Genomic DNA, 10,012 nt, shown 5'->3' with positions numbered 1-10,012 from the left:
CCGCGGCGTTGGGCTTCTCCCGCCGCCGCCCCCCCCCCCCCCCCCCCCCCACGGCCGTGGGGGGCCGTTCCCCCACGGCCGTGAGCGGCGCCTTCCCGGGTCCTTCGCCGGCTGAAGAACAGGCCGCCAGGGCCCGCCCTCAGGGGCCAGGAGGGCGTGGAGCGACACGGGGCACTCACACGCACACATGAAAAACCTCCGGCCCGCGGATGTTTCCGCGGGCCGGAGGCTTACATGGGATGAGTGGAGATGGCGGGAATCGAACCCGCGTCCAACGGTGCAGAATCAGGGCTTCTCCGTGTGCAGTTCGCTGCGATTTTCTCGGCCCCGGAGATCACGCGAACAAGTCTCCGACGGGCTCAGTCACTGTTTGATTTCCCTCTACGCCCCGTGACCGGGCCCAGAGGTTTAGTTCCCTAGCTGATGCCAGGATCCGGGTCGGGAACAGCCCCGGGCTGACACTTCGCAAGTCGCTACTTAGGCAGCGAGGGCGAAGGAATCGCGCTTGGTGTTGGCGATTATTGTTTGCGACATATGGTTTACGAGATCATTGCCGCTTCCTCGACACGCTTCCCCTGCTTCGACATCCGCTGTCGAAACCGATCATCCCCATGTGTATTTTTCAAGCCCCTGGTGGGGCGGCGCCCCGTCTCGCGGGGCAGGTGCCATCGTACGTGACCAACGCACCCCGATGCCAGCGTATTCCCCGGGGTCAGCCGCGCGCCCTCCGCCGGACCGCCGACACCGCGCGCTCCGCCTCGCGGCGGTCCTGCTTCTCGCGCAGCGTCTGCCGCTTGTCGTACTCCTTCTTGCCCTTCGCCAGGGCGATCTCGACCTTCGCCCGGCCGTCCTTGAAGTACAGCGCCAGCGGGACGATCGTGTGCCCGGTCTCCTGCGACTTGGACTCGAGCTTGTCGATCTCCGCCCGGTGCATCAGCAGCTTCCGCCTGCGGCGGGCGCTGTGGTTGGTCCAGGTGCCCTGGCTGTACTCCGGCACGTGGACGTTGTGCAGCCACGCCTCGTTGCCGTCGATCTGCACGAAGCCGTCCGCCAGCGAGGCCCGCCCCTGGCGCAGCGACTTCACCTCGGTACCCGTCAGCACGAGACCGCACTCGTAGGTGTCGAGAATGTGGTAGTCGTGCCGCGCCTTCTTGTTCTGCGCGATCAGCTTGCGCCCTGTTTCCTTAGCCATAGTGCGGTCATTTTCGCACTACGACCCGCCTCCGAGGCCACTCAATACCGTCTGCGCCCGTTTTTCGGCGCCCTCCGGCGCCACCAGGTCCGGCGTGATGCCCTTGCCGTCGACGCTGTGCCCCGAAGGAGTCCGGTAGTGACCGACCGTGAGTTCGGCGACCGATCCGTCAGGCAGCCTGCTCGGCATCTGCACCGAGCCCTTGCCGAAGGTGCGGGTACCGACCGTCACCGCGCGGCCACGGTCCTTGAGCGCCCCGGTGACGAGTTCGGCGGCGCTCATGGTGCCCGCGTCGACGAGGGTGACGACGGGCCGGTCCGTGTCGCCGCCCTGCTCCGCGTGGAGGGCCCGCTGCCGGCCGCGTACGTCGTACGTGGCGACGAGGCCGCCGTCGAGGAAGGCCGACGCGGCGGTGACCGCCTCCGACACCAGACCGCCTTCGTTGCCCCGCAGGTCGAGCAGGACACCGGCGCCCGCGGGGGCATTGCGCACGGCCCGCCGCACCCGCTCGCCGGAGCCCGTGGTGAACGAGGAGATCCTGATCAGGACGGCCCCGTCCGCGAGGTGCTCCACGGTGACCGTCTCGGTGGTCAGCAATGCGCGGGTGAGCGTCTCGGACCAGCGGCGCCCGTCCCGCTCCAGCTCCAGGACCACCTCGGTGCCGCTGCCGCCGCGGAGCAGCGCCACGACCTCGGTGACCGGCCGCCGGGCCGCCTCCTTGCCGTCGATCGAGAGGAGCCGGTCGCCGACCCTGATCCCGGCCCGCTCGGCGGGACTGTCCCGCTGCACACCGGCGATCTCGACCCGGCCGCCGGCGCGTCTCGTACCGAGACCCACGCCGGTGTACTCGCCGTCGAGCGCCTTGCGGAACTCCTCGTACTCCTGCTTGTCGTACACGGCGCCCCAGCGGTCGCCGCTGCGACTGACGACCTCTTCGGCCGCCTCCGTCCCCGACTTGCCCTCCGCCGCGGCCTCGGCTGCGGCGCGGGCCACGACCTCGCGGTCCACCGTCGCGGCGGCGGCACGGGCGGAGAGCGGAGGGGGTGCGGAGGTCTCGTCCTGCGGCAGGCAGTTGGTGGCCGCGGCCGTGGCCAGGACGACTCCGAAGACCAAAGTCAGGGCAGCCCCGCGGCGCATGCCGTGGGGCCGGGGACTGAACTCGGGGCCCGACATGGCGATGAGTCTAGGACAAGCAAAGGGCGCCGTACGGAGGTTGTCCGCACGACGCCCGGGGCACTTGTCACACCTTCAGGTACTTGCGCAATGCGATGAAAGCGGCCACGGCGGGCATCAGCAGCCCGATCGCCAGTACCAGGGGCAACTTGGTGATCACGGCGTCCCAGCCGATGAAGTTGACCAGCTGCATCTTCTCGGAGAGCGCCAGACCATGGTCGATCAGGAAGTAACGGCCCACCAGCAGCATCAAGGAGGCGACCACACCGCCCAACAGGCCCGCGAAGGCGGCCTCCATGATGAACGGCATCTGGATGTAGAAGCTCGACGCTCCGACGAGCCGCATGATGCCGGTCTCACGCCGACGGCTGAACGCGGAGACGCGCACGGTGTTGACGATGAGCATCAGCGCGATGACCAGCATCAGTCCCATGACGAAGATCGCCGCCACGTTCATGCCGTTCATCAGGGAGAAGAGGTTCTCCAGGATGTTGCGCTGGTCCTGGACCGACTGGACACCGTCCCGGCCGGCGAACGCGGTCGCCACGACCTTGTACTTCTCCGGGTCGTCCAGCTTCACCCGGAACGACTCCTGCATCTGGTCCGGGGTGATCGTGGACGCGATGGGGGTGTCGCCGTACTGCTCGCGGTAGTGCTTGTACGCCTGTTCCGCCGTCTCGTGGTGAACCTTGTCGACGACGTCCATCTTCTTCAGATCGGCCTCGATCTGTTCCTTCTGCGCGGTGGTGACGGCTCCCTTGGAGCACTGCGGCGAGGTCGCCGCGTCGTTCTTGTTGCAGAGGAAGATGGAGACGTTGACCTTGTCGTACCAGAAGTCCTTCATCGTGCTGACCTGCTCACGCATGAGCAGCGCACCGCCGAACAGGGCGAGCGACAGGGCTACGGAGACGATCACCGCGAAGGTCATCGTGAGATTGCGGCGGAGACCGACCCCGATCTCCGACATCACGAACTGGGCGCGCATGGCGTGCTGTCAGCCTTTCAGTCTTGCAGTCTGTCCGGGCTCAGTGCTGGTAGCCGTAGACCCCGCGGGCCTGGTCGCGGACGAGACGGCCCTGTTCGAGCTCGATGACGCGCTTGCGCATCTGGTCGACGATGTTCTGGTCGTGCGTCGCCATGATCACGGTGGTGCCGGTGCGGTTGATCCTGTCGAGCAGCTTCATGATGCCGACGGAGGTCTGCGGGTCGAGGTTTCCCGTCGGCTCGTCCGCGATGAGCAGCATGGGGCGGTTGACGAAGGCCCGGGCGATCGCCACGCGCTGCTGCTCACCACCGGAGAGCTCGCCGGGCATCCGTTCCTCCTTGCCGCCGAGTCCCACGAGGTCGAGCACCTGGGGTACGGCCTTGCGGATCTCACCGCGCGGCTTGCCGATGACCTCCTGCGCGAACGCCACGTTCTGAGCGACGGTCTTGTTGGGCAGGAGGCGGAAGTCCTGGAACACGGTGCCCAGCTGGCGGCGCATCTGCGGCACCTTCCAGTTGGAGAGCCGGGCCAGGTCCTTGCCGAGGACATGGACCAGTCCCTGGCTCGCGCGCTCCTCACGAAGGACCAGCCGCAGGAACGTCGACTTGCCCGAACCGGACGAGCCGACGAGAAAGACGAACTCGCCCTTCTCGATCTCGAGGGAGACGTCGCGCAGGGCAGGACGGTTCTGCCTGGGATAGGTCTTGGAGACGTTGTCGAATCGGATCACGGGTGCACCACGGTCGGCCGGGAGTAGGTGAGCGTGACCTTACGCGACTGCGCCACGGCCGCGCAGTCCCCGTCCTGACTTGCGCATTTTGTCCGCTCACGTCCAAGGGCAAATCCGGCGGGCCGCGCCGAAAAGCGCGCGAGCTGGCACAGTGGTAGGGGAACAGTCGCGTTTCCCTGAGCGTTGTCGGGAGAGAAATGTGCTTGCGGTCCGCGCACCTTGCGGCCCCGGCGCGCGGTGAGGAGGAGAGCGCATGACCTATGACCGATTGGTGTGCGCCAACTGCGCGGCACCCGTCACCGAGGGCCGCTGCCCGGTCTGCCGGGCCAATCGTGAGCGACTGCAGCAGGACGGGCCGCTGGCCGGCCTGAGCCCGGCGGCGTTGCTTGCCCTGCTGGTGGTGCTGGTGGCCGCCGTGGCCCTCCTGGCGGCGCAGACCGCGTAGGGCGGCGCAGGCGGCAGTCGCGCGAGACGAGGAAGAGCCCGGGGCCGTCGGCCCCGGGCTCTTCCCGTGCTGCGTTACCGCCTGCGTCGCTTAGGCGACGGCACGGCCACCGGCCACGAGACGCGGCAGCATCCGGAAGCCGATGCCACCGGCGATCATCGTGGCGGCACCGATCAGCAGGAACGTGGTCTCGGCGGCGCCGGTCTCCGCCAGCTCCTCCTTGACCTCACCCTGCTGGACCGGCTGCGAACCGGCGCTGTCGGTGTCGGTTCCGTCACCACCGCCGACCGGGGCGTCACCGTCGATCACGCCGTCGTCGCCACCGTCGGTGTCGGGACCGTTGCCGTCGGTGTCGCCACCGCCGTTGCCGCCCGAGTTGCCGTTGCCGCCCGAGTTGCCGTTGCCGCCGGTGGAGTCGTCACCACCCGTACCACCGGTCGAGTCGTCACCACCCGTACCGCCGGTCGAGTCGTCACCACCCGTACCACCGGTCGAGTCGCCACCACCCGTGCCGCCGGTCGAGTCGTCACCACCCGTACCACCGGTCGAGTCGCCACCACCGGTCGAGCCGCTGGTCACAGCACCGGGACCGTTCTCACCCTCGTTGTTGATGCCGACCTCGGCCTCGACACCGATGCCGGCGACCTCGGCCTCACCGGTCAGGTCGAATGCCTGCGCCGCGCCGGCGGCGGTCAGCGACGCACCCGCGGCGATCACTGCGCCGGCGGCTATACGCGCGACACGGATCCGCGTGTTCTTCGTCATGTAACTGCTACCCCCAGTAGCTCTCGTAAGTGGAGCTGCGTCAGGGGCAGTGGATCCAGGGGCCGTTGTGCCGCGCCCCCGTTCACACGCGCCCCATAAGTACGCATGCCGCGCGTCACCCTTCCCAGTTTTCGAAAGCGCGTCAAGGTCGTTAGCAGACGCAATGTCCGAAATACTGTCAGTTGCCTGACCTGCGGGCATGCAACTGTGACATAAAAAGGAACTGCCGCCCCAAGGACGGCAGTTACCTTGTCGACAAAGCGCTCCGCTACTTCTCCTGCTGCTTGCGCCAGCGAATTCCCGCCTCGAGGAAACCGTCGATCTCGCCGTCGAGCACCGACTGGGGGTTGCCGACCTCGAATTCGGTACGCAGGTCCTTGACCATCTGGTAAGGGTGCAGGACGTACGAACGCATCTGGTTCCCCCAGGAGCTGCCGCCGTCGCCCTTCAGGGCGTCCATCTTGGCGCGATCCTCCTGGCGCTGGCGCTCCAGCAGGCGGGCCTGGAGGACGCGCAGCGCGGACGCCTTGTTCTGGATCTGCGACTTCTCGTTCTGGCAGGAGACCACGACGCCGGTCGGGATGTGCGTGATGCGGACGGCGGAGTCCGTGGTGTTGACGGACTGGCCGCCGGGTCCGGAGGACCGGTACACGTCGATACGCAGATCGTTCTCCGGGATGTCGATGTGGTCGGTCTGCTCGACGACGGGCAGCACCTCGACGCCCGAGAAGGACGTCTGGCGGCGCCCCTGATTGTCGAACGGCGAGATGCGGACCAGGCGGTGCGTGCCCTGCTCGACGGAGAGGGTGCCGTACGCGTACGGGGCGTGGACGACGAAGGTGGTCGACTTGATGCCGGCCTCTTCCGCGTACGACGTCTCGTAGATCTCGGTCTTGTAGTCGTGCCGCTCGGCCCAGCGCAGGTACATGCGCTGGAGGCGCTCCGCGAAGTCGGAGGCGTCGACACCACCGGCCTCGGCGCGGATGGTCACGAGGGCCTCGCGCTCGTCGTACTCACCGGAGAGGAGGGTGCGGACCTCCAGCTCGTCGAGGGCCCTGCGCACCTCGGCCAGTTCGGCTTCCGCCTCGGCGAGGGCGTCCGGGTCGTCCTCGGCCTCGGCGAGCTCGAAGAGGACCTCGAGGTCGTCGATGCGGGAGCGGAGCGCCTCGGCCTTGCGGACCCCGGCCTGCAGATGCGAAAGCTTGCTGGTGATCTTCTGCGCCGCGTCGGGGTCGTCCCACAGGGACGGTGCCGCCGCCTGCTCCTCGAGCACGGCGATGTCTGCCCTCATCCTGTCGAGGTCCAGAACGGCCTCGATCGACCCCATGGTCGAGGAAAGGGACTTCAGCTCTTCGGATACATCGACGACTGCCACGGGTCCAGCGTAACGGCTGAGCGGACGGACCAGTGCTGCCCCCGGGCGCCTGGGGTCCGGCGCAACCGGACGGCGCCTTCCATGCCGGCCCGGGAACCGGCAGTCGGCGCCCGCGGTGTCCTACGGCTCCGCGGGCGCCGACTGCCGGTTGTCCTGAGGAGGCACCTGGCCGTCGTCGCCGGCGGTGGCCAGCCAGCCGCCGACTCCGACCGCCGCGGCCACGGCGAGAGCGACGACACCGAACGTGATACGGCGCCTGCGCACCGCGGCGGCCCGGTTCCGGGCGGAGCCCGGCCTGCGCTGACCGGGCGTGCGGGGGGCCCGGGCCGTGCCGTGGGCGCCGCCCGCGAGCTCGTCGGGGGCGGGGACGCGCATCGACGTGTGGGTGTCCCGGTTGGAGTCGGCCGGTGCGGCGCCCGGGACCAGCGGCACGGCGCCTCGGCGGCGCTGCTCGCCGGGAGCGGGCTGCGTGACGTTCTCGTACGGCTCCGCGGGCTGCTCCGCGTCGGGCTCGTCGACGTCCAGGGGCGGCATGCCCGCGAGCGCAGGCAGCAGGTCGTGCAGCCGGGACGCCACCTCGGAGGCGCGCAGCCGGGAGGCGGGGGCCTTCGCCAGGCACTGGACGATGAGCTGCCAGAGCTCGTCGGGGATGCCGGGCAGCGGCACCACGGTCTCGGTGACGTGGCGGCGCAGGACGGCGCCGGGGTGCCCGCCGCCGAAGGGGGTGAAGCCGGCCAGCAGCTCGTACAGGACCGTGGCGAGCGCGTAGATGTCGACGGCCGCGCGGGGCGGCAGTCCCTCGATGATCTCGGGCGCGATGTAGTCGGGGGTGCCGATGATGCCCGACGGGTTCGGCGCGGCGCCCCCGGCGGGGCGCGGCGCCTTGGTGCGGCGCGGGGTGTCGATCAGCTTGGCGACACCGAAGTCGGTGAGGAGCGCGGGGTGCGAGCCGGCGGGCCCGAGCGGTCCTTCCATGTCGAGCAGGATGTTCTCCGGCTTGACGTCCCGGTGCACGACGCCCGAGGCGTGGGCGGCCGCGAGGCCGTCGGCGACGTCCGCGACGATCGCGACCGCGGCCTCCGGCGCGAGACGGCGCTCACGGTCGAGCCGGGTGCGCAGATCGGTGCCGCGCACGAGTTGCATCACGAGGGCGAGGTCGTTGCCGTCGACGACGAGGTCGCGGACGCCCACGACTCTGGGGTGGTCGAGTCCGAGCAGGGCGGTGCGCTCCTGGACGAAGCGTCCGACCAGCTCCTGGTCGGAGGCGAGGTCCTCACGGAGGAGCTTGATGGCGACGGGCCCTTCGGGTCCTTCGCCGAGCCACACCGTGCCGGCGCTGCCCCGGCCCAGGATCTGGTGGGCCGTGTACCGGCTGCCGATATTCCGTGCCAAGACTGCTCCCTCAGCGGCTGGCGTTGTCCCACAACGTACGCGGGCAACCGGGTGCTGTGTGCCCCGGATGGCGCCAACCTCCACTTCTGCGGGATAAGTCGGCCCGCAGAAGTCGACAAAACGACAGGGTTACTGCTGGTTACCGATCTGGTCGGCGGTGTCCTTCGCCTCGCCGATCTGCGAGACCCAGTCGGTGACCGTCGAAACGGCGTCGCCGATCGCCTGCCAGTAGCTCTTGCCCTCCGCGATCCAGCCCTGCAGAGGGGTCAGCTCCCAGATCAGCCAGCCGGCGACGATGAACAGCACCACCGTGAACAGGCAGCCCTTGAGGCAGCCGAGCCCCGGGATGCGCATCGGGTTGGCGCGCTGCCTCGGCTGCCGGGGCGGACGCCGGGCGGGCGGCTGCTGGGGCGGCGGCTGCGGGGGCGTGTACTGCTGCTGCGGGGCGTACTGCTGACGCTGTGGCTGCGGCGCCGGCGCGTACGGCTGCGGCTGGGGGCGCTGCGGCGGTCGCTGCTGCTGCCGGTTCTGCGGCGGCTGCTGCTGCGGGGCCTGGCGCTGCGGACGGCGGCGCAGGGGGTCCTGGCTCGGGTCGAGGTACTGGACCTGCGTCTGCTCGTTGCGGTCACGCGCGGCGCGGAGCTGGCTCTGCCAGGGGTGCGGCTCCTCGGGGCCGGACTGCCCCTGGGGTACGGGTGGCATGACGGCGGTCGGGTCGGCCGTACCGCCGGGCTGCGCGGGCTGCCCGGTCTGCGGCATGACGCTGGTCGCGGCGGCCGGGTCGTACGCCGAGCTGCCGCCGCCGGTGTTCGGCAGGACCTGCGTCGGGTCGGAGGCGCCCGGTGCGCCGGGAACCGGTGCCGGCGCCGGGTCCGGTGCCAGCAGCGCGCCGACGCCGAGAGCGGCGTCGACCTGGGCGGCGTTGGCGTGCACCCCGACCCCGGCGGCGACGGTACGCAGACCACGGGCGAGGTTCTCTGCGCTGGGCCGCTCCGACGGCTCCTTGCGCAGACAGCGCTCGATGACCGTCCACAGCGGCTCGGGGACCGTCGTGGGACGCCGGGGCTCCTCACTGAGGTGGCGATGCAGCACCTCGAGCGCCGTGCCGCCCGCGAACGGGGGCCGCCCGGTGACCAGTTCGTAGAGGAGGATGCCCGCGCCGTAGATGTCGACCGCCGACGTCTGCGGGCGGCCCTCCGCGGACTCCGGCGCGACGTACGCGGGGGTGCCGACGAACTCGTGGGTCCTGGTCAGCCCGGGGGAGTCGGCGAGGCGCGCGATGCCGAAGTCGGTCAGCATCGGGTGCATCCGGCCGTCGGCGTCCGTCTTGAGCAGCACGTTCGCCGGCTTCAGGTCGCGGTGGACGACGCCGTCGGCGTGGCTGGAGGCGAGCGCGTCCGCGATCTGGGCGGTCATCAGCGACGCCGCGACCGGGCTGAGCGGGCCGCTCTCGCGCAGGTAGCGATGCAGGTCCGGGCCGTCGACCAGGTCCATCACCAGGGCGAGGAGGTCCCCCTCGACGACGAGGTCGCGGGTGCGGACGATGTTCGGGTGGGTCAGGCGGAGCAGGACGGAGCGCTCCCGGAGGAAACGCATCACCACGTCCGCGTCGTTCGCGAGCTCCTCTTTGAGGACCTTGATCGCGACGGTCTCACCGGGCTGGCCCGCGACGGCCGCCTCCGCGCCCGCGGTCTCCCTCTGACGGGCTCGCCAGACGGTGCCCGTGGCGCCGCGCCCGAGTGGCTCCTCGAGCAGGTACTTGCTGCCTACCGGCCGCACGTCATGCGCTCCCTGCTGATCATGGTCCTCACCGGCCCGGTCCGCCGGATGGTTTTCGGTCCGCCGGGTTGTCCGACCCACTTTAGAGGGTGTCTTTCCTGTCATCCCGGTTCGAGAGACAGACGCGGGCATCGTACGGATGGTTGCCGGGTCCGCGTGCAGTGAACATCACGATC

The 10,012-nt window shown here is 69.9% G+C and carries 9 protein-coding genes and 1 other RNA gene; 1 reads left to right on the top strand and 9 read right to left on the bottom strand.

What is annotated here, in order from left to right; genetic code table 11:
• Nucleotides 1–241: 241 nt before the first annotated feature.
• From ssrA to ftsE, 5 genes are all read right to left on the bottom strand, one after another.
• Nucleotides 242–611: a transfer-messenger RNA gene (gene ssrA / locus AB0903_RS26160) on the bottom strand.
• A 101-nt stretch (nt 612–712) separates the two neighbouring features.
• Nucleotides 713–1,192, bottom strand: a complete 480-nt coding sequence (gene smpB / locus AB0903_RS26155; RefSeq protein ID WP_366706775.1) for an SsrA-binding protein SmpB — start codon at nt 1,190–1,192, stop codon at nt 713–715.
• Between the two features lie 18 nt (nt 1,193–1,210).
• Nucleotides 1,211–2,365, bottom strand: coding sequence for a S41 family peptidase (locus AB0903_RS26150; RefSeq protein ID WP_366706773.1), 1,155 nt, complete (start codon nt 2,363–2,365; stop codon nt 1,211–1,213).
• Nucleotides 2,366–2,432: 67 nt separating this feature from the next.
• Nucleotides 2,433–3,350 carry a permease-like cell division protein FtsX gene (gene ftsX, locus AB0903_RS26145; protein ID WP_366706771.1) on the bottom strand — a complete coding sequence of 306 codons (918 nt, stop codon included), beginning with the start codon at nt 3,348–3,350 and terminating at the stop codon, nt 2,433–2,435.
• Nucleotides 3,351–3,390: 40 nt separating this feature from the next.
• Entirely contained in the window at nt 3,391–4,080 is a 690-nt protein-coding gene (gene ftsE, locus AB0903_RS26140; protein ID WP_366706769.1) for a cell division ATP-binding protein FtsE, read from the bottom strand.
• A gap of 253 nt (nt 4,081–4,333) precedes the next feature.
• Here ftsE and AB0903_RS26135 point away from each other — a divergent pair, with 253 nt between their 5' ends.
• Nucleotides 4,334–4,525: a hypothetical protein gene (locus AB0903_RS26135; protein ID WP_366706767.1), complete on the top strand. Its 192-nt coding sequence runs from the start codon at nt 4,334–4,336 to the stop codon at nt 4,523–4,525.
• A 90-nt stretch (nt 4,526–4,615) separates the two neighbouring features.
• Here the strand turns inward: AB0903_RS26135 and AB0903_RS26130 are convergent, their stop codons facing one another.
• The 4 genes from AB0903_RS26130 to AB0903_RS26115 form a co-directional block, all read right to left on the bottom strand.
• Nucleotides 4,616–5,290, bottom strand: coding sequence for a hypothetical protein (locus tag AB0903_RS26130; protein ID WP_366706765.1), 675 nt, complete (start codon nt 5,288–5,290; stop codon nt 4,616–4,618).
• Nucleotides 5,291–5,558: 268 nt separating this feature from the next.
• Complete coding sequence (gene prfB, locus AB0903_RS26125; protein ID WP_366706764.1) at nt 5,559–6,665, bottom strand: peptide chain release factor 2; 1,107 nt, start codon at nt 6,663–6,665, stop codon at nt 5,559–5,561.
• 120 nt (nt 6,666–6,785) lie between these two features.
• Entirely contained in the window at nt 6,786–8,057 is a 1,272-nt protein-coding gene (locus tag AB0903_RS26120; protein ID WP_366706762.1) for a serine/threonine-protein kinase, read from the bottom strand.
• Nucleotides 8,058–8,186: 129 nt separating this feature from the next.
• Nucleotides 8,187–9,836: a serine/threonine-protein kinase gene (locus AB0903_RS26115; RefSeq protein ID WP_366706760.1), complete on the bottom strand. Its 1,650-nt coding sequence runs from the start codon at nt 9,834–9,836 to the stop codon at nt 8,187–8,189.
• Between the last annotated feature and the right edge of the window lie 176 nt (nt 9,837–10,012).

Origin of the sequence: Streptomyces sp. NPDC048389 (assembly GCF_040706335.1) — a bacterium.
GTDB lineage: Bacteria > Actinomycetota > Actinomycetes > Streptomycetales > Streptomycetaceae > Streptomyces.
This window is presented reverse-complemented; position numbering and strand designations above follow the sequence as displayed.